Raw genomic sequence first — 19,437 nt, 5'->3', positions numbered from 1 at the left:
GAATCGGACACTCTGTGTGGAACGACTCCCGTACCCTGAATCTCATCGCCAATACCCTGTACCTCGCCGCGGCGCTGGTGCTGGCGGCGTGCGCGCTGCTGTGGCTGGCGCAGCGACCGGTGTTCGCGTTGCAGACGATCTGGATCGAGGCCGAGGACGGCACGCTCCAGCATGTGACGCCAGCCAGCGTGCATCCGGCCATCTCCGGCCGGCTGACGGGCAACTTTTTCACCGCCGACCTGGAGCAGATGCGCCAGGTGTTCGAGACGGTGCCCTGGGTGCGGCAGGCGTCGCTGCGCAGGCAATGGCCCAATTCGCTGGTGGTGACCATACAGGAGCACCAGCCGCTGGGACTGTGGAACGAGAACCGCTTGCTCAACACCTACGGCGAATCGTTCACCGCCAACCTGGGCGAGGCCGAGGACGACCGGCAATTGCCGATCTTCGCCGGCCCGGAGGGCTCCGAAAAGCTGGTGGCGCAGCGCTACGCCGAGCTGACGCGCTGGTTCGCGCCGGTCAAGCTCGACCCGCTGCGGGTGGTGCTGACGCCCCGCTATGCCTGGCAGGTGGAGTTGTCCAATGGCGCGATCATCGACCTGGGACGCGAGCCGACCACCGCGCCCGGCACGGACACCGCGTCGCTGGAGTCGCGTGTCCAGCGCTTCGTGCAGGCGATTCCGGTGATCGAATCGCGCATCGGCAAGCTGGAACATGCGGACCTGCGCTATCCGAACGGCTTCGCGGTCACCACCGCCCGGCCGCCGGCCAGTGCCAAACCGAATCCAAGGAAACCTGCATCAACCATGCAACCTAACCAGAAAAGACCATGACTCGTGAAACCAAGGATCTGATCGTTGCCCTCGACATCGGCACCAGCAAGGTGGTGGCGGTCGTGGCCGAGATGCTGCCTGAAGGGCGCTTCGAAGTGCTCGGTCTCGGGCAGCATGAGTCGCGCGGCATGCGCAAGGGCGTGGTCGTCAACATCGAAACCACGGTCAACTCCATCCAGCGCGCGCTGGAGGAGGCCGAGCTCATGGCCGACTGCAAGATCCGGGACGTCTTCACGGGTATCGCCGGCAGCCACATCCGCAGCTTCAATTCCAGCGGCATGGTGGCGATCAAGGACAAGGAAGTCACCGCCACGGACGTCGCGCGCGTCATCGAGACCGCCAAGGCCATCAACATCCCGACCGACCAGCAGGTGCTGCACGTGCTGACGCAGGAGTTCATCGTCGACGGCCAGGAGGACATCCGCGAGCCCATCGGCATGAGCGGGATCCGCCTGGAAGTCCGGGTGCACATCGTGACTGGCGCGGTCAGTGCCGCCCAGAACATCGTCAAGTGCGTGCGCCGCTGCGGCCTGGAGGTGCAGGACCTGATCCTGCAGCCGCTGGCCTCGAGCCTGGCCTGCCTGACGCCCGACGAAAAGGAACTGGGCGTGGCCCTGGTGGACATCGGCGGCGGCACCACCGACATCGCCATCTTCACCGGCGGCGCGATCCGGCACACCGCGGTCATTCCCATCGCCGGCGACCAGATCACCGGCGACGTCGCCGCGGCGCTGCGCACGCCCACGCCCGATGCCGAGGAGATCAAGCTGCGCTACGGCGTGGCCAAGCAGGTGCTGGCCAGCCCCGACGAGCGCATCGAAGTGCCCGGGCTGGGCGACCGCGGGCCGCGCCAGCTGTCGCGCCAGGCGCTGGGCGCCGTGATCGAGCCGCGCGTCGAGGAGCTGTTCACCTTCGTGCAGCAGGTGATCCGCGAGTCGGGCTACGACGAGCTGCTGTCGTCCGGCATCGTGCTGACCGGCGGCACCTCGCAGATGCCCGGCGTGGTCGAACTGGCGGAGGATATCTTCCTGAAGCCCGTGCGGCTGGGCGTGCCCGAGTACACCGGCAGCCTGGCGGACGTGGTCCGCAGCCCGCGCTTCTCGACGGTGATGGGGCTGCTGGCCGAGGCCCGCTTGCAGCGCGTGCGCGGCCGCAAGGTGGCGCAGCAGACCGGAAATGTCACACAGGTTTTCTCTCGTATGAAAGAGTGGTTCCTGGGGAATTTTTGAAGCGATCCCCCGTCGCATACGTTGCCCGAATCGTGCAGTCCTTCGCAGTCCGATGAAGCAGTGCCCGTTCTTTGAGTCTGTGCAGTTGCAGGTCCAGAGTATCCAGTAGTTCGTTCAAATCAGTTTTTTACATGAGTCGAGGAGGTGCGTGACCGGGGAAGGTGAAACGTGAAGCGCGATCCCAAGGCGGGGTCAGTCAGATGGTCGATTCCGGCCCGATCACATTTCACATTTCACATTTCCCAGCCGCCACTTATCCGCCAGAACCCCCGGAGGTCATTATGAAATTCGAAATGCTAGACACCGATACCCGTGGAACGGTCATCAAGGTGGTGGGCGTGGGCGGCGCCGGCGGCAACGCCGTTGCCCACATGATCCGTCGCGGCGTGCAGGGCGTGGACTTCATCTGCGCCAACACCGACGTGCAGGCGCTGTCGCATACCAATGCGCCGGTGCAGATCCGCCTGGGCCGCAGCGGCCTGGGCGCCGGCGCCAAGCCCGAGCAGGGCCGCGCCGCCGCCGAGACCGCCCGCGAAGAGATCCGTGACGCGCTGCAGGGCGCCAACATGGTGTTCATCACCGCCGGCATGGGCGGCGGCACCGGTACCGGTGCCGGCCCCGTGGTGGCCGAAGTCGCCAAGGAGCTCGGCATCCTGACCGTGGCCGTGGTGACCAAGCCCTTCAACTTCGAGGGCAGCAAGCGCATGCGCATGGCCGAGGAAGGCATCGAGGCCCTGACGCAGCACGTGCATTCGCTGATCGTCGTGCTGAACGAGAACCTGTACGAACTGCTGGGCGAGGACGCCACGCAGGAAGACTGCTTCAAGTCGGCCGACGACATCCTGCACAATGCCTGCGCCGGCATCGCCGAGATCATCAACGTGGACGGCAACGTCAACGTCGACTTCGAAGACGTCAAGACCATCATGAGCGAGCAGGGCAAGGCCATGATGGGCACCGGCATCGCGAGCGGCGTGGACCGCGCCCGCGTGGCGTCCGAGCAGGCCATCGCGTGCCCGCTGCTGGAAGGCATCGACCTGAACGGCGCCCGCGGCGTGCTGGTCAACATCACCGCCAGCCGTTCGCTGAAGATGCGCGAGACCCGCGAGATCATGGACACCATCCGCAGCTATGCCGCGGAAGATGCCACCGTGATCTTCGGCGTGTCGTACGACGATGCGATGGGCGAAGACCTGCGCGTGACCGTCGTGGCGACCGGCCTGGGCCGCAACAAGGCCAAGCCGCAGCTGGTGCAGAACACCATGCAGCAGCTGCGTACCGGCACGGACAACGTGCCGGCCTACAACGCGCAGGCGGGTGGCACCAACTACCACGACTACGACACGCCCACGGTCTTCCGCAACCCGCGGGATGCGTCGATGCGCGTGCAGGCGCTGGAAAGCTCGGGCATGGAGCACCTGGACATCCCCGCCTTCCTGCGCAAGCAAGCGGATTGAGCCAAGGCTCAATCCGCTTGCTGGGTGGGTGAGCCCCCCGTACGCGCTGACGCGCGCCCCCCAGGGGGCGATGCGAGTGGACCGGCAAAGCCGGATCCACCGCATCCTGGGTCTAGTTCCTGTATCGTGAGGTCCTGGCGCTGTTGCTTCGCAGGCTGCCTGCGCTAGCACCGGTGGTACAACCCAACCAGTCCCCACTAGACCCAGGAAACCGCGGATCTGGCTTTGCCAGTCCGCCGGTTTCGCCCCCTGGGGGGCGCGCGTCAGCGCGTAGGGGGGGACATTTTTTTAGGAGTCTTCCATGACCATCAAAGTAGGTGATCGCGTCCCCGACGGTACCCTGACCGAATTCATCGCCGTGGAGACCGAGGGCTGCTCGCTCGGCCCCAACGCGTTCCAGGTCGCGGATCTGGTCAAGGGCAAGAAGATTGCCGTGTTCGCCGTGCCGGGCGCCTTCACGCCCACCTGCTCGGCCAAGCACGTGCCCAGCTACCTGCAGAACCATGATGCCCTGAAGGCCAAGGGCGTGGACGAGATCTGGTGCGTGGCCACCAACGACGCGTTCGTGATGGGTGCCTGGGCCAAGGACCAGGGCAGCCAGGGCAAGATCCGCATGCTGGCCGACGGCTCGGCCAAGTGGACCAAGGCGCTGGGCCTGGAATTCGACCTGACCGAGCGCGGCATGGGCGTACGTTCGCAGCGTTATTCCATGCTGCTGGACGACGGCGCCGTCAAGGTGCTGAACGTCGAAGCTCCCGGCAAGTACGAAGTCAGCGACGCGGAAACCCTGCTCAAGCAGCTGTAATTCCGTTTCCGGGATGGCCGCGGCAGGGCGTGCGCGGCCGTCCCGGAACCTGTGGCGGGCCACCCGCTCTAACACGGAAACGTTACAATATAGTATTAACCCGGATTCCTAGCCGCCATGCTTTGCCAGCGCACAATAAAAAGCGTCACTCGAACCACCGGAGTCGGTCTGCATTCCGGGCGGCGCGTCGAGATCACGCTGCGTCCGGCGGCGCCCAATACCGGCATCGTCTTCCATCGTATCGACCTGGCTGAACCGGTCGACCTGCCCGCTTCCGCGATGTCCGTCGGCGACACGCGCATGGCGTCCGTGCTGCAGAAGGGCGACGTGCGGGTCTCCACCGTCGAACACCTGATGTCCGCCTGCGCGGGCCTGGGCATCGACAACCTCCATGTGGACCTGACGGCCGAGGAAGTGCCCATCATGGACGGCAGCGCGGGCACCTTCGTGTTCCTGCTGCAATCGGCCGGCATCGAGGAACAGAACGCGGCCAAGGAATTCATCCGGGTGCTGGAACCCGTCGAGGTGCGAGAAGGCGAAGGCGCCGCCGCCAAGTGGGCGAGGCTCGAACCCTACGACGGCTTCTCGCTGGCCTTCTCCATCGATTTCCACCATCCGGCCATCGATGCCACGTCGAATTTCGCCGAGATCGACTTCGCCAAGCATTCCTACATCAAGGAAATCGCGCGCGCCCGCACCTTCGGGTTCATGCAGGACGTGGAAAACCTCCGCGCCGCGGGCCTGGCGCGCGGCGGCAGCCTGGACAATGCCATCGTGATGGACGAATTCCGCGTCCTGAACAGCGACGGACTCCGCTACGACGACGAGTTCGTCAAGCACAAGATCCTGGACGCCATCGGCGACCTCTACCTGGTGGGCAAGCCCCTGATCGCCCGCTACGTGGCCCACAAGTCGGGCCACGGCATGAACAACCAGCTCGTGCGCGCCCTGCTGGAGCGCCGCTCGGCCTGGGAATTGGCCACCTTCGAATCGAAGTCGGTCGCCCCCCAAGCCTTCCGCGAAGACTGGGTGACCGTGTGACCCCCCCTACGCCCTTACGGGCGCCCCCCAGGGGGCGCGCGTCAGCGCGTAGGGGGGGGTAACCTCTTTTTCAGTTCGGCCAGGGCCTGGGTGCCCAGCTCGGTAGCCTGGCGCGCGGGGGCGCGGGGGGCGGGGCGGGACAATTCGGTCTCTTCCAGGCGGGTAAGCGTTGCTTGAACGCGGACGGCGATTCCGTTAACCTGCCACCCTTGCTTTTCCAAGGCCGCCACCAGCCGGGGTGCCAACTGGCGCAGTTTGGCCGAATGGGCCGCGGCCGGTACGCCCAGTGTCAATTGGCCATCCTCGAAGCGCAGCACGCGGCAGGACGGGCCCAGGGGCGCGGGCAGGGCGTCGCAGACCTGGCGTTCCAGGTCCAGCAGACGGCGGGCGGTGCCCAGCAGGCTGGCGCCCTTGCCGTCACGGCCCAGGCACGCCAGCGTGGCGGTGTACTGCGCGGGGTCGGCATGGGTCTGCGGCTTGCGCCGCTTCCGGAGGGTCGCGGCGGGCCGGGTACGAAAAGTTTCGATCACGAACTCCCTGGAGTCTCGGGAACATTCAAGAGGATACGGGGCGCCGAGCAAGGCGCGTCTCTCACGCCAGGAGGCACGTTCCGTGCAGATCATCATAGTGCATCCGCGCCTGTCCGAGGCGAGGACGCTGACCATAACCCCCCGTTTCGCCGCGGGGATGATCGCCGCAATCGGTGCCGCCCTGATTCTTGGCGCCGTACTGTTGAATTACGCCGCTTCCGGCATCGCATGGCCATGGAGCGGCTCCGGCCTGTCCGAGCGTACGCGCGAGGAAGCCCGCCAGCAGGCGGTGCTGCGCGAGAACATCAATCTGCTGGCCAAGCGCGTGGGTGAAATGCAGGCCAAGCTGATGCAGCTCGACGCGCTGGGCGAGCGCGTCGCCGGCCTGGCGGGCGTGGCTCCGGCGTTTTCCGCCAAGGGCGTGCCGGGCCGCGGCGGGCTGCTGGTATCGCCGCAGCCCATGTCGCCCCAGGACGTCAGCTCCGAGCTCGATCATCTCGAAGCCCAATTGGCCGAGCGCTCCGACTACCTCAGCGTCCTGGACGCGCAGCTGACAACCCTGTCCGTGCGCAAGGCCATGACGCCCACCGTCATGCCCGTCACGCAGGGGTACAACGGTTCCTCGTTCGGCTGGCGCGTCGATCCCTTCACCGGTACGCGTTCCCTGCACGAAGGGGTGGATTTCTCCGCGCCGTCGGGCACGCCCATCGTGGCCGCGGCCGGCGGCGTCGTGCAGGTGGCCGAATTCCACGCCGGCTACGGCTACATGATAGACATCGACCACGGCAACGATCTCGTCACCCGCTACGCCCACGCCTCGCGGCTGCTGGTCAAGCCGGGCGACCTGGTCAAGCGAGGCCAGCGCATCGCCGCCGTCGGCAGCACCGGCCGCTCCACCGGTTCGCACCTGCACTTCGAGGTGCGGCTGGGCGGCGTGGCGGTCAACCCCAACAACTTCCTGACCCACGGCCCCGGCAAACAGCCGGTCGAACCGTTCTCCAAGGTCGTCACCCTCCCAGCCCCCGGACCTCTGGACTAGAGGGGGAGAGGTCTCTCCTACGCAGACCCAGGATGCGGTGGATCCGGCTTTGCCGGTCCACCCGCATCGCCCCCTGGGGGGCGCCCGAAGGGCGTAGGGGGGGGACCATAATCAACAGAGACCTCCCGCAGGCAGCGCATCAGGCGTTCGCTGGCGGGGGACAGCGCGCGCTGCTTGCTCCAGGTCAGGCCGATGGGGCGCAGCAGGCCGGGGAGTTCCAGGGGCAGAATGGCCAGCATGCCCAGGTCGCTGTAGTAGCGGGCCGCGACGCGGGACAGGAGGCCGACGGCCCGGGTGGACTGGAGATAGTTGGCGATGACCGGAACCGACAGGGTTTCGATGTAGTCGCTGGGCATGGCAATGTCGTGTTCCTGGAAGACGGCCTCCAGGGGTTCCCTGGGCAGGGACGCCACCGGCGGCAGGATCCAGGGGAACGGGGCGAGGTCGCGCCAGTGCAGCGACGAGACCCCGGCCAAGGGGTGCTGGCGGCCCACCACGACCATGCTCGATCCCTCGAACAGGGGCGCTTCCTCGAAGTCGGCCGACGGCCAACTGGACAGCCGGCCCACCAGGACGTCCAGGTGGCCTCGCCGCAATTGCGGCAGCAGCGTATCCATCGACCCTTCCTGCACGTGCACCGTGGTCGTGGGCGAGACCCGCTTGAGGGCGGCCAGCGCCTGGGGGACCAGGGCCGAGGTCATGGCGGGCATCGCGCCCAGCGCCGTCCGCCCGGACGCGCCCGACAGCAGCGCACGCAGTTCGTCGCGAGTCTGGGCCAGGGTGTTCAGCATCACGCGGGCCTGGCGGATCAGGCATTCGCCGTAGGCATTGGGCTGGACGCCCCTGGCCGTCCGGTCGAACAGCTTGAAGCCCAGGCCTTTCTCCAGTTCGGACAGCGCCAGCGACACCGCCGGCTGGGTGATGTTGAGGCTGGCCGCGACCTTGCCCAGGTTGCGCAGCTCGTCCAGGGCCACCAGCAATTGCAGGTGGCGCGGCTTGAGGTTGGCGCGGATGTACCAGTCGAGTCTCGCCATGGCGGATCTCTCCGGATGTGTCATAAGTAGATGCTTATGATAAACGCCAGATTTTTAAGTGGTTTGCTTATGTTGATGCGGGCATGATGGGCGCCTTCGATCAGGAGTCCCCGTGTCCCATCCCAAGCCGACATCGATCATCGATCTACATACCCACGTCATCGCCGCGGACCAGCGGGCCTATCCGCTAGCGCCGCTGTCCGGCCGGCAATCGGACTGGTCGCGCGAGCGGCCGGTCACGCGCGAAGACATGCTGGCCGCAATGGACGAGGCAGGCATCGCGCAGGTCGCGCTCGTGCAGGCCTCCACCTGCTATGGCCATGACAGCAGCTACGTCGCGGACTCGGTCGCCGCTCGGCCGGACCGTTTCATCGGCGTCTATTCGATCGGCTTGTCCGAGCCTGACGCCGCCGATCGCATCGCATACTGGCACGGCCGCGGGTTGCAGGGCATGCGGGTGTTCATCGCCGGGCACACCGCCGCCGACCACGCGGCGCGGCTGGACGACCCGCTGGGCTTTCCCGCCTGGGAGCGGGCGCAGGCACTGGACATCCCCGTGTGCGTGCAACTGCGGGCCGATGGCTTGCCTCAACTGGAAAACATCCTGCGGCGCTTCCCGCGCGTGCGGGTGCTGCTGGACCACTTCGCCCGGCCCCGGCTGGACGACGGTCCTCCCTATGCGGCGGCGGCCAGCCTGTTCGCGCTGGCGGAGCATCCCAACCTGTTCCTCAAGTTCACCACCCACAACGTCCGGGAGTCCCGCGAGGGGGCGGCCACGCAGGCCAGCTTCCTGCGGCGCGCGATCGACGTGTTCGGCGTTCGCCGCATCGCCTGGGGATCGAACTTCCCGGCGTCGGCGGGCAGCCTGGCCAGCCTGCTGGGCGAAGCCCTGGAGGCCACCGCCTCGCTGTCGGGCGAAGAGCGGGAATGGATTTTCCATCGCACGGCCCGGGCACTGTATCCCGAGCTGGACGCCGCATCGGCAAGGGGCGCGTGATGGGTCCGACGACGCTGCGCACCCTGCTGGGCGATTATCCCAACACGCTGGCCCTGAAGCGGGGCGAGATCGCTTCGCCGCTGGTCGGTTTCGAGTTCGACCCGGTCAAGACCGCCAACCGGGCGTTCAAGCGCGTGGTGCGCGAAGGCGCCTTCGACGTGGCGGAGCTGGCGCTGGTGACCTTCCTGCAGGCCAAGGCCTACGGCAAGCCCCTGGTGCTGATGCCGGCCGTGGTGGGGGCGGGCCGCTACCAGCACCACTGCCTGGTCCACAACGTCGAGCGCGGCCGCCTGCGGGTGGCGGAGCTGGCCGGCAAGCGCATCGGGATCCGGGCCTACGCCCAGACCACGGTCGCCTGGGTGCGGGGCATCCTGGCCGACGACTACGGGGTGGATCTGAATGGAATACGTTGGGTGACGTTCGAGGACGGGCACCTGGCCGAGTTTCCGGATCCGCCGGGAGTGACGCGGGCCGAAGGCCGGAACATGGTGGAGATGCTGCTGGCGGGGGAACTGGATGCCGCCATCATCGGCACCGACCTGCCCGACGATCCTCGCCTGGCGCCGGTGCTGCCCGACCCCCATGCGGCCGCCGCTGCGTGGGGCGCCCGGCACGCCATGGTGCCCATCAACCATATGGTGGCCGTGGACCGGAAATTGTGCGAGACGCGTCCGGATGTGGTCCGCGAAGTCTACCGCCTGCTGCAGGAAAGCAAGGCCGCGGCCCGGCGGGACGCCGGCGCGCCGGATCTGACGCCGTTCGGTGTGGAACCCAGCCGCCATGCGCTGGAGCTGATCATCCATTACGCCTACGACCAGAAGCTGATACCGCGCCGCTATGCCGTCGACGAGCTGTTCGACGACGTGACCCGTGTGCTGTGACCGGCGCCGGCCATGGGGCCGGCCCGTAAAGACTATCGCGGCGGCGGGGACCGCCGCCCTCATTCCCAGGAGACAACATGAAATGGTTCGCAATCCTGGCCGCCTGCGTGGCGGCCGCCGTTCCCACGCTTCCCGCGCAGGCCCAGGTGGGCGGCCAGGTCTCGCGCATCGTCGTGCCGTTCGCGGCCGGCGGGGCCCGGGAACTGCTGGCACGCACCTTCTACCAGGAACTGGGCCAGCAGCTGGGCCAGACCATCATCATCGAAAGCCGGCCCGGCGCGGGCGGGGCCATCGGCACGTCCAACGTCGGGCGCGCCGACCCGGACGGGCGTACGCTGCTCATGGCCGCGTCCAGCCATTTCGTCACGGCGGAACTGGGCGCCAAGCCCCACTATGACCCGGTCAAGGATTTCACGCCGGTGGCCAACATCGGCACCCAGAGCTACGTGCTGATGATCAGCAGCGCGCTGCCGGCCAGGAACGTGGCCGAATTCATCGCTTATGCCAAAAAGCGCCCGGGCGAGCTGAACTACGGCTCGGCCGGCATCGGCAGCTCCACCCACCTGGCCATGGCCTATTTCCTGAGCACGGCCGGGCTGGACATGCTGCACATCCCCTACAAATCCACCCAGGAAGCGGCCAACGACGTGGCCGGTGGGCGGGCGCACGCCGTGATCGTGCCCAATGCCGGCGTCGGCGCCTACCTGCAGGACCCACGGCTGCGCATCATCGGGGTGACGTCGCGCCAGGCCTCGCCGCTGCTGCCCAACGTGCCGCCCATCGCCCAGGCGGGCCTGCCTTCCTACGTGTTCGAGTCCTGGTTCGGCCTGCTGGCGCCCGCCGCCACGCCCGCGCCGGTGGTCCAGCGCATCAACGCCGCGGTGGCGAAGGTGCTGGAGATGCCGGTCATCAAGGAGCGCCTGGCCACCCAGGGCGTGGCGCCGGACGCCATGAGCGTCGATGAATTTGCGAAACTGTTCGCCCAGGACAGGCAGTTGATGGCCCGCATCGTCAAGGAGGCCAGACTCACCCGGGATTGACCCGGACCGGTCCCGGCGGGGGCGGGCGCCGCTCCCGGGCCGGGCCAGCCGCCGGGGGCGGCGGCCGGGCGGGGATGTCCATGCGGACGGAGCGCGCGATTCAAGGTCCTCCCACGGTGCTAAACTGGCTGGCTTATCCCCTATCCCGGCTGGGATGCCAGGCCACGGCCCGGCCCCGGTTGCTTGCAAATATCGCGCATGGTTTCCTCTCTGCTCAAGAAAATTTTCGGCAGCCGCAATGACCGGCTGCTGAAGCAGTACGGCAAGTTGGTCGCTCGCATCAACGCGCTGGAGTCCCAGACCGCCGCACTCAGCGACGAGCAACTCGCGGCCCGCACGCAAGAGTTCAAGCAACGCTACCAGAACGGCGAATCGCTGGACGACCTGCTGCCCGAGGCCTTCGCCGTCGTGCGCGAAGGCGGCAAGCGGGTGCTGGGCATGCGCCACTTCGACGTCCAGCTGCTGGGCGGGATCGTGCTGCATACCGGCCGGATCGCCGAAATGCGCACGGGCGAAGGCAAGACGCTGGTGGCCACGCTGCCGGTCTACCTGAACGCGCTGGCCGGCAAGGGCGTGCACGTGGTCACCGTCAACGACTACCTGGCCCAGCGCGACGCCGGCTGGATGGGCCGGCTGTACCGCTTCCTGGGCCTGACGGTGGGCGTGGTCGTGTCCCAGCAGCCCAACGAGGAAAAGAAAGAGGCCTACCAGGCCGACATCACCTACGGCACCAACAACGAATTCGGCTTCGACTACCTGCGCGACAACATGGAATACCGCGTGGAGGACCGCCGCCAGCGCGCGCTGTTCTACGCGGTGGTCGACGAGGTCGACTCCATCCTGATCGACGAGGCGCGTACGCCGCTGATCATCTCGGGCCAGGCCGAAGACCATACCGAGATGTACATCCGGATGAACGCGGTGCCGCCGCTGCTGACCCGGATGGCGTCCGAGCCCAAGTCCAACGAGCCCGAGCCCGAGGGCGACTTCTGGGTGGACGAGAAAAGCCACCAGGTCTACCTGTCCGAGGCCGGCCACGAGAAGGCCGAGCAGATCCTGGAGCGCCAGGGCCTGCTGCCCGAGGGCGAGTCGCTGTACGAGCCGCGCCACATCAGCCTGATGCACCACCTGATGGCGGCGCTGCGGGCGCACAACCTGTTCTTCCGCGACCAGCACTACGTCGTGCAGAACAACGAAGTGGTCATCGTCGACGAGTTCACCGGCCGCCTGATGGTGGGCCGCCGCTGGTCCGACGGCCTGCACCAGGCGGTCGAGGCCAAGGAAGGCGTGAAGATCCAGAACGAGAACCAGACGCTGGCCTCGATCACCTTCCAGAACTACTTCCGGATGTACGAGAAGCTGGCCGGCATGACCGGCACGGCCGACACCGAAGCCTACGAGTTCCAGGAAATCTATCGCCTGGAGACCGTGATCATGCCGACCAACCGGCCCATGATCCGCGTCGACCAGAACGACCAGGTTTTCAAGACCGACCAGGAAAAGTACAACGCCATCCTGGAAGACATCCGGGACTGCCAGAAGCGCGGCCAGCCGGTGCTGGTGGGTACCACCAGCATCGAGAACTCCGAGCTGCTGTCGGCCATGCTGGTGAAGGCGGGCCTCAAGCACGAGGTGCTCAACGCCAAGCAGCACGCGCGCGAAGCCGAGATCGTGGCCGAGGCCGGCAAGCCCGGCCATATCACCATCGCCACCAACATGGCGGGCCGCGGCACCGACATCGTGCTCGGCGGCAGCGTCGACAAGCAGGTCGACCTGATCCGCGCCGACGACTCGCTGTCCGAGGCCGAGAAGGAAATCCGCATCGCCCGCGTGCGCGATGAATGGAAGCCGCTGAACGAGCAGGTCAAGGCCGCCGGCGGCCTGCGCATCATCGGCACCGAGCGCCACGAGTCGCGCCGTATCGACAATCAGCTGCGCGGCCGCGCCGGCCGCCAGGGCGATCCGGGTTCGTCGCGTTTCTACCTGTCGCTGGAAGACTCGCTGATGCGCATCTTCGCGGGCGACCGCGTGCGCGCCATCATGGAGCGCCTCAAGCTGCCCGAGGGCGAGCCCATCGAGGCCGGCATGGTCACCCGCTCCATCGAGTCGGCCCAGCGCAAGGTCGAGGCCCGCAACTTCGACATCCGCAAGCAGCTGCTGGAGTACGACGACGTCGCCAACGACCAGCGCAAGGTCATCTACACCCAGCGCAATGAGGTCCTGGAGGCCGAATCCATCGCCGACGTGGTCGCCGGCCTGCGCGAGGCCACCTTCACCGAGGTGTTCCGCGGCTACGTGCCGGAAGACTCCGTCGAGGAACAATGGGACGTGCCGGGCCTGCAGAAGACGCTCGAACTCGAGTGGCAGGTCGAGCTGCCGCTGGCCGGCATGCTGGAAGCCGAGCCCAACCTGACCGACGACGACCTGCTCGAGCGCGTGCTGAAGGCCGCGGCCGATGCCTACGACGCCAAGGTGACCCTGGTGGGCACCGAGATGTGGGGCCAGTTCGAGCGCTCCATCCTGCTGCAGTCCATCGACACGCACTGGCGCGAACACCTGGCCATGCTGGACCACCTGCGCCAGGGCATCCATCTGCGCGGCTACGCCCAGAAGAACCCCAAGCAGGAATACAAGCGCGAAGCCTTCGAGCTGTTCTCCAACATGCTGGACCGCATCCGCAACGACGTCGTCAAGGTGCTGATGACCGTGCGCGTGCAGTCGGCCGAGCAGGTGGAACAGGTCGAGCAGGAGGCCGCCCAGCCGCACGTGCAGAACGTGCAGTACCACCATTCCGACTACGACGAAGCCCTGGCCGCCGCCAACGCCGCCGCGGGATCCGGACAGGAACCCGTGCGCAACGTACTGCCCAAGGTGGGCCGCAACGATCCCTGCCCCTGCGGCAGCGGCAAGAAGTACAAGCAATGCCATGGGAAGCTGGCGTAGCCAGCTTCTAGGGAAGCCCACCCCCTATCCGCTTGCGCGGGCCCAGAATGGTGAGCCCCCAGCCGCTACGCGGCTATCACTGGCTGCCAGCGGTAGCAACCGTGCTTCTATCCAAGATAGTTTTCCCTAGACCCAGGAAACCGCGGATCTGGCTCCGCCAGTCCGCCGGTTTCGCCCCCTGGGGGGCGCGCGTAAGCGCGTAGGGGGGGTTACACCACCTCGAACATCGCCTCGATCTCGACCACCACGCCGTGCGGCATGCTGCTCACGCCCACGGCCGTGCGCGTATGGGCGCCGGCTTCCCCGAATACCTCCACCATCAGGTCCGAGGCGCCGTTGACCACCTCGGCGATGCGGACGAAGTCGGGCGTGGCGGCAACGAAGCCGCGCAGGTTCACTACCGACACGATGTCGTCCAGGCCGTTGGGCAGGGCGGCGCGGGCCTGGGCCAATACGTTCAGCGCGCTGGCGCGCGCGGCCTGCTGGGCCTGGGCCAGGTCCAGGGTGTCGCCCACGCGGCCGACGTGGCGCAGTTCGCCGTTCACGCTGGGCAACTGGCCCGAGACGAACAGCAGGTTGCCCAGCTTGCGCGCCATGCGGATGCGCGCGGCGCGGGCCGCGGGCGCGGGCGGCAGGATGATGCCCAGGGCCGACAGGCGGGCGTCGATGGAACTTGGCATGGGTGGCTCCCGGTGATGGCGAAGGCCGCCATTGTCCCGTCCCGGCCCATGGGGCGGGCTGATTTTTCGCGCCGCGGCCATAACCATGCGGTTGGAACCGCGGGCGAAACTGGAATGCGGCAGCGGCCGGCGGCTCCGTATCATGGCCGTTTCGACAAGGAGCGCGCATGCTGTACATCATCTACCAGGAAGACCGGGACGACGGCGCGGCGGAGATCCGCAAGCGGGTCAAGCCCGCGCATCTGGAGTACCTGGCCAGGTTCGAATCCAGGCTGGTGCTGGGCGGCGCCATGCTGGCCGAGGACGGCGTGGGGCGCACCGGCAGCGTATTGATCCTGAACGTGGGCAGCCTGGCCGAGGCGGAGGCGTTCTCGCGCGACGAGCCGTTCCGCAAGGCCGGCCTGTTCAAGAGCGTGAAGATCTCGCGCATGCGGCGCGGACAATGGAACCCGGCGGCCGCGCCCGCCACCGCCGAGGGCAACTGACCGGCATCAGGCCGCGGGCGGGCGGTGGTAGAGCTCGCCGGCGGCCTGCTTGAGGCTGTCCACCATGCGCAGCGCGGCGGCCGACAGATTGTTGTGGGCGTGGGTGATGATGCCCACGGGCAGGGCGGGATAGCCGATGTCCACCGGCAGCTTGGCCAGGACACCCTGCTCGATGTCGGCCCGGACGATCTGCCACGGCAGCGCGGCCACGATGTCCCGCTGCAGCAGCAGGGCGCGTATCAGCGGGAACGACAGGGTCTCGACGATGCGGGCGGGCAGGTCCAGCCCCTCGCGGGCGAAGAACAGGTGGATGGGCGTGCGCGCCACGCTGCTCGCGTGCGGCATGACCCATTCCTGCGCAGCCAGGTCGGCTGGCGTGGGCGCGGCCTTGCCCGCCAGCGGGTTCTGGCGTCCCGCCACCAGCACGATGGGTTCGAAGTACAGGGGGATCTGCCGGATCTGCCCATGGCCGTCCTGCTCGGACATGCGGCCCACGACGATGTCGATCTCGCCGGCCTGCAGTCCGCTCAGCAGCCTTTCCTTGCTGCCGTCCACCACCGACACGCGCGTGGCGTCGCCGCCGGCGAAGAACAGCGACAGCGCGCGCGGCAGCAGCGTGGGCAGCGCCACCATGTAGCTGCCTATCGCCAGCTTGCCGGCCGAGCCCTGGCGCAGGGCGGTCAGTTCATCGGCCGCGCGCTTGAGCTCGGCGTGCAGCGAATGGGCATAGCGCAGCACGTGGCTGCCGAACACGGTGGGCACGACACCCTTGGCGGTGCGGTCCAGCAGCCGCTCGCCCAGCAGCGTCTCCAGTTCGTGGATGGTCTTGGATACCGCGGGCTGCGACATGTGCAGCGTTTCCGCCGCGCGCGACAGGGCGCCGCATTCGGCCACGGTCTTGAACATCAGCAGGTGGCGCAGCTTGACCTGGGTGGTCAGCACGCGCTCGATCGATCGCTCGGCTTCCATGTAAACCCCGATGGCGGGAAGAAGAGGACGGCCGGCCCATAACCATTTGGTTTGCCCGGCCGCCTGAATGCGAATGATCGCACGCTCGGGCCGCTGATAGAGTGGCCGCATCCCTGCCATGCCGGAGAAGCCGTTGAAGATCACCGCATTTTCCCTCGAACACCTGAGCCTGCCCGACGAAGATCCCAACTGGAAGTTCGCGGGCCAGGCCTATCCGACCAACGATGCCGTCGTCCTGACGCTGACGGCCGAGGACGGCACGCGAGGCTGGGGCTATGCCGCGGCCTTTCCGCACCTGGCCGCGACCGCGCTGGGGGTGGAGGGCGCCTTGCAGCGCATCTGTCCGGCGCTGGTCGGCCAGGACGCGATGGCGATCGAGGCCAATCTGGTGCGCGTACAGGCGGCGCTGGTGGGCAACAACCCCGCCAAGGCCGCCATCGATTGCGCGCTGCACGACCTGAAGGCGCGCCTCTTGGGCGTGCCGCTGTACGAGCTGCTGGGCGGCAAGACCACCGACCGTATCGCGATCTGCCGCATGCTGGGCCTGAAGACGCCGCCCGAGATGGCCGAGCGCGCACAGCGCCTGGTGGACCAGGGCTACCGCCACCTGAAGCTCAAGGTGGGCGGCTCCGTGCGCGAGGACATCGAGCGGTTGCGCGCCGTGCGGCGCCAGGTGGGCGACGCCGTGCGGCTGGTGGCCGACCCCAACCAGTCCTATCGCGCCAAGGATGCCGTCGTGTTCGCGCAGCGGGCCGTCGAGTTCGACGTGGACATCATCGAGCAGCCGGTGCGGGCCGACGACCTGGACGGCCTGCAGGAAGTCACGCGCGCCTCCAGCATCGCCATCGAGGCCGACGAGAGCGCCTACGACGCCTCGTCGACCTACCGCCTGGCCGCGAGCCGCTCGATCAACGCGGTCAGCCTCAAGGTGCCCAAGATGGGCGGGCTGCGGGCCGTGCAGACGGCCGCGCGCATCTGCGAGGTGGCGCACCTGGGGTGCCGGATGGGCGCCAACGTCGGCAGCCAGCTGCTGGCTGCCCATGCCCTGCACCTGGCCGTGGCGCTGCCCAACATCACCTATGCCTGCGAACTGGCCGAGTTCCAGAAGCTGCTGAACGATCCGTTCGAGGGCCTGAAGGTGGTGGACGGCCATCTCCATGTCCCGGAAGGCCCGGGCGTGGGCGTCGTCCGCCGCGCGTCCTGAGCGCGTCCGTCCGCACATTTTTCTTCAAGGAACGTCCATGGAATTCCCCATGCTTGCCCGTCGCCCCGTCCTGCGGTCCGCGTTGTTCCTGCTGGCCGCGACATTGGCCGGCAACGCCGCCGCCCAGCCCCTGCCGCGCCAGATCCGCATGGTCGTGCCGTTCTCGCCCGGCGGTCCGGCCGACCTGATCGCGCGCAAGCTCTCCGAGCGCCTGGGCCCGCAATTGGAAGCGACCGTGATCGTCGACAACCGTCCCGGCGCCAATGGCGCGATCGGCGTGCAGGCGGTGGCCAAGGCCGTGCCCGACGGCGGCACGCTGCTGTTCGCGACCTCGGGCATGCTGACCATCAGCCCCGTCCTGTACAAGGACCTGAACTACGATCCGCTGAAGGACCTCAGCCCGATCGGCCGGGTGGTGGCCAATGGCACCGCATTGCTGGTGGGCAAGCAGCTTCCGGCCAGCGACATGAAGGAATTCGTCGCCTACGCCCGCCAGTCCGCGAATCCCGTTCCCATCGGTTCGGCCGGAACGGGCAACATCACGCACCTGTACATGGAGCTGATGAAGGACGCCACGCGTGGCAACTTCGTCCACGTGCCCTACAAGGGCGTGGCTCCCGCGCTGACCGACGTCATGGGGGGCCAGATCGCCGGCGTGTTCGTCGACCTGCCGGCGGCGCTTCCGCTGCTCAAGGGGGGGAAGGTGAAGGCCCTGGGGCTGGTGGGCACGGAGCGCAGTCCATCGGCGCCCGAGATCCCCACCATTGCCGAGCAGGGCTATCCGGGGGTGGACGGCGTGAGCTGGTTCGGCGTGCTGGCGCCCGCCGGCATGGCCGCCGACAAGGTGCAGGCCATCCACGCGGGCATCGCGCGGGTGTTGGCCGATCCGGCCATGATCGAGAACCTGAAGGAGATCGGTTCGGTTCCCGCCTTGAACCAGCCTGCGCAGATGACCACGCTGATGCGCGACGAACAGGCGCGCTGGGCGCGGCTGATCAAGGCGCGCAACATCCAGGTGGACTAGGGCCGAGGCCGGTGGCCCGCGCGGGCCACCCGGGACGCGGTCAGTTGCCGGGCGCGTTCTTGTCCGCGGCGCCGTGCTTGGCGCGGACCTTGGCCACGTGGTCGGTCAGCAGTTGCCTGGCCAGTTCGCAGTCGCGCGCCACGATGGCCGCCAGCATCTTGCGGTGCCGCTGCACCAGCCGCTTGCCCACCGCTGGTGTCGTGTATGGATTGACCGAGCGGTACAGCACGTACGAGATCGCCTTCATGATCGACGACAGGAACTGGTTGTGCGAGGCGTCGACGATGGACTGGTGGAAGGCCAGCGAGGCGGTGGTCAGTTTCTCCGGCGTGAAGTCCTCCGGCGAGGACACCAACTCCTCGACCCGCGCCAGGCACGCTTCCATCTTGGCGATGTCGTCGGCGTTCGCCAGCTTGGCCGCGAGTTCGGCGGCGCTGGCCTCGATGATGAGTTGAGCGTCGAAGACCTCGTCCGAACCGACGCCGATCAGCTTGAGCTGGATGGCCAGGGCTTCGACCACCGGCGCATCGTTGCCGTTGGCGATGCGGGTGCCGCCGCCGGCGCCCGTGCGCACGTCCACCACGCCGAGCGCTTGCAGCCGCCCCATGGCTTCGCGGATGGGCAGGCGGCTGACCTGGAACTGCTCGGCCAGATCGTTCTCGGAACCCAGGAAATCGCCGGGTTGCAGCTTGCCGTCCAGCACGGCTTCCTTGATCTGTTTTTCAACGCGCATGGCCGTGGATTCGGTGCGTCCGGCGCGCCATACTGGTAGATCGGCTCTGGTACGTGCCATTTTTTCTGTTCCACCGTTCATAAGTCGCAGACTGTATGAGCAATTATATCCGCTCTCATGACCTCGGGCCCCTGCCTCTTACCAGAAAACGAGCAAATGGCTTGGTGGTGGACGCTCCGACGATGACCTCGAACAGGCCGAACAGCCGCGGCGAGATGTACCTGACGGTGTCGTTCACGCGGACCACGCCCACCGCCATGCCGCGCCCTATGCCACCGCTCTGCACGCCGAAGCCGCTGGAGACCCAATCCGACCCGGTCGACGTGTTTGGCCTGCCGTTGGGATCGATGTTGCCGCCATTGTCCATGTTGAAGCCGCCTTCGATGACGAAGTGCGCGCTCTAGCCGTTGCCCAGCGCTTCCGTACCCCGGAAGCCAAGGCGTGAGCCCGCGTCGTACAGGCGGCGCACGCGCGGGCGCTTGCCGTTACGGCGATGATCCGGTCTAATTACGCATA

General features: G+C 67.4%; 19 protein-coding genes. 13 read left to right on the top strand and 6 right to left on the bottom strand.

What is annotated here, in order from left to right:
- Positions 1-14 precede the first annotated feature (14 nt).
- From R4823_RS23635 to lpxC, 5 genes are all read left to right on the top strand, one after another.
- On the top strand, positions 15-830 hold the full coding sequence (locus tag R4823_RS23635; RefSeq protein WP_087841730.1) for a cell division protein FtsQ/DivIB: 816 nt from the start codon (positions 15-17) through the stop codon (positions 828-830).
- The gene (gene ftsA, locus R4823_RS23630) at positions 827-2,059 is read left to right on the top strand and encodes a cell division protein FtsA (RefSeq protein WP_087841729.1); all 1,233 of its coding nucleotides are present in this window, start codon (positions 827-829) and stop codon (positions 2,057-2,059) included. The genes R4823_RS23635 and ftsA overlap by 4 nt, the downstream gene beginning before the upstream one ends.
- A gap of 278 nt (positions 2,060-2,337) precedes the next feature.
- Positions 2,338-3,516 carry a cell division protein FtsZ gene (gene ftsZ / locus R4823_RS23625; RefSeq protein WP_132980572.1) on the top strand — a complete coding sequence of 393 codons (1,179 nt, stop codon included), beginning with the start codon at positions 2,338-2,340 and terminating at the stop codon, positions 3,514-3,516.
- A 301-nt stretch (positions 3,517-3,817) separates the two neighbouring features.
- Positions 3,818-4,321: a peroxiredoxin gene (locus R4823_RS23620; protein WP_087841728.1), complete on the top strand. Its 504-nt coding sequence runs from the start codon at positions 3,818-3,820 to the stop codon at positions 4,319-4,321.
- 117 nt (positions 4,322-4,438) lie between these two features.
- Complete coding sequence (gene lpxC, locus R4823_RS23615; RefSeq protein WP_087841727.1) at positions 4,439-5,362, top strand: UDP-3-O-acyl-N-acetylglucosamine deacetylase; 924 nt, start codon at positions 4,439-4,441, stop codon at positions 5,360-5,362.
- A gap of 41 nt (positions 5,363-5,403) precedes the next feature.
- Here the strand turns inward: lpxC and R4823_RS23610 are convergent, their stop codons facing one another.
- Positions 5,404-5,892: a DciA family protein gene (locus tag R4823_RS23610; protein WP_338616257.1), complete on the bottom strand. Its 489-nt coding sequence runs from the start codon at positions 5,890-5,892 to the stop codon at positions 5,404-5,406.
- Between the two features lie 82 nt (positions 5,893-5,974).
- On the opposite strand from R4823_RS23610, the gene R4823_RS23605 reads away from it, so the two are divergent.
- Positions 5,975-6,931 (top strand): M23 family metallopeptidase, encoded by a 957-nt coding sequence (locus R4823_RS23605; protein ID WP_087841726.1) that lies wholly within the window; start codon positions 5,975-5,977, stop codon positions 6,929-6,931.
- Positions 6,932-6,948: 17 nt separating this feature from the next.
- Here R4823_RS23605 and R4823_RS23600 read toward each other — a convergent pair whose 3' ends face one another.
- On the bottom strand, positions 6,949-7,965 hold the full coding sequence (locus R4823_RS23600; protein WP_165963323.1) for a LysR substrate-binding domain-containing protein: 1,017 nt from the start codon (positions 7,963-7,965) through the stop codon (positions 6,949-6,951).
- Positions 7,966-8,077: 112 nt separating this feature from the next.
- Here R4823_RS23600 and R4823_RS23595 point away from each other — a divergent pair, with 112 nt between their 5' ends.
- The 4 genes from R4823_RS23595 (at position 8,078) to secA (ending at position 13,826) form a co-directional block, all read left to right on the top strand.
- Positions 8,078-8,962 carry an amidohydrolase family protein gene (locus R4823_RS23595; RefSeq protein WP_087841724.1) on the top strand — a complete coding sequence of 295 codons (885 nt, stop codon included), beginning with the start codon at positions 8,078-8,080 and terminating at the stop codon, positions 8,960-8,962.
- Entirely contained in the window at positions 8,962-9,843 is an 882-nt protein-coding gene (locus R4823_RS23590) for a phosphate ABC transporter substrate-binding protein (protein ID WP_132980544.1), read from the top strand. The genes R4823_RS23595 and R4823_RS23590 overlap by 1 nt, the downstream gene beginning before the upstream one ends.
- Before the next feature lie 77 nt (positions 9,844-9,920).
- Positions 9,921-10,883 carry a tripartite tricarboxylate transporter substrate binding protein gene (locus R4823_RS23585; protein ID WP_132980545.1) on the top strand — a complete coding sequence of 321 codons (963 nt, stop codon included), beginning with the start codon at positions 9,921-9,923 and terminating at the stop codon, positions 10,881-10,883.
- 198 nt (positions 10,884-11,081) lie between these two features.
- Positions 11,082-13,826, top strand: coding sequence for a preprotein translocase subunit SecA (secA, locus tag R4823_RS23580; RefSeq protein WP_132980546.1), 2,745 nt, complete (start codon positions 11,082-11,084; stop codon positions 13,824-13,826).
- 209 nt (positions 13,827-14,035) lie between these two features.
- On the opposite strand, the gene R4823_RS23575 is transcribed toward secA, so the two are convergent.
- Complete coding sequence (locus tag R4823_RS23575; protein WP_087841720.1) at positions 14,036-14,506, bottom strand: RidA family protein; 471 nt, start codon at positions 14,504-14,506, stop codon at positions 14,036-14,038.
- Between the two features lie 167 nt (positions 14,507-14,673).
- Between R4823_RS23575 and R4823_RS23570 the strand changes: the two genes are divergently transcribed.
- Positions 14,674-14,991 (top strand): YciI family protein, encoded by a 318-nt coding sequence (locus R4823_RS23570; RefSeq protein WP_087841719.1) that lies wholly within the window; start codon positions 14,674-14,676, stop codon positions 14,989-14,991.
- Between the two features lie 6 nt (positions 14,992-14,997).
- Here R4823_RS23570 and R4823_RS23565 read toward each other — a convergent pair whose 3' ends face one another.
- Positions 14,998-15,960 (bottom strand): LysR substrate-binding domain-containing protein, encoded by a 963-nt coding sequence (locus tag R4823_RS23565; protein WP_165963324.1) that lies wholly within the window; start codon positions 15,958-15,960, stop codon positions 14,998-15,000.
- Between the two features lie 133 nt (positions 15,961-16,093).
- Between R4823_RS23565 and R4823_RS23560 the strand changes: the two genes are divergently transcribed.
- Positions 16,094-17,164, top strand: a complete 1,071-nt coding sequence (locus tag R4823_RS23560; RefSeq protein ID WP_165963325.1) for an enolase C-terminal domain-like protein — start codon at positions 16,094-16,096, stop codon at positions 17,162-17,164.
- A 49-nt stretch (positions 17,165-17,213) separates the two neighbouring features.
- Positions 17,214-18,188, top strand: a complete 975-nt coding sequence (locus R4823_RS23555; protein ID WP_165963326.1) for a tripartite tricarboxylate transporter substrate binding protein — start codon at positions 17,214-17,216, stop codon at positions 18,186-18,188.
- A gap of 40 nt (positions 18,189-18,228) precedes the next feature.
- Here R4823_RS23555 and R4823_RS23550 read toward each other — a convergent pair whose 3' ends face one another.
- Both R4823_RS23550 and R4823_RS23545 read right to left on the bottom strand, forming a co-directional pair.
- Positions 18,229-18,981, bottom strand: coding sequence for a FadR/GntR family transcriptional regulator (locus R4823_RS23550; protein ID WP_338616254.1), 753 nt, complete (start codon positions 18,979-18,981; stop codon positions 18,229-18,231).
- A gap of 55 nt (positions 18,982-19,036) precedes the next feature.
- The gene (locus R4823_RS23545; protein WP_132980550.1) at positions 19,037-19,288 is read right to left on the bottom strand and encodes a hypothetical protein; all 252 of its coding nucleotides are present in this window, start codon (positions 19,286-19,288) and stop codon (positions 19,037-19,039) included.
- Between the last annotated feature and the right edge of the window lie 149 nt (positions 19,289-19,437).

It is taken from the genome of Pigmentiphaga sp. CHJ604 (assembly GCF_036972535.1).
GTDB lineage: Bacteria > Pseudomonadota > Gammaproteobacteria > Burkholderiales > Burkholderiaceae_B > Pigmentiphaga > Pigmentiphaga daeguensis.
Note: the sequence above shows the minus strand (reverse complement) of the source record. Positions and strands in the feature narration are given on the sequence as shown.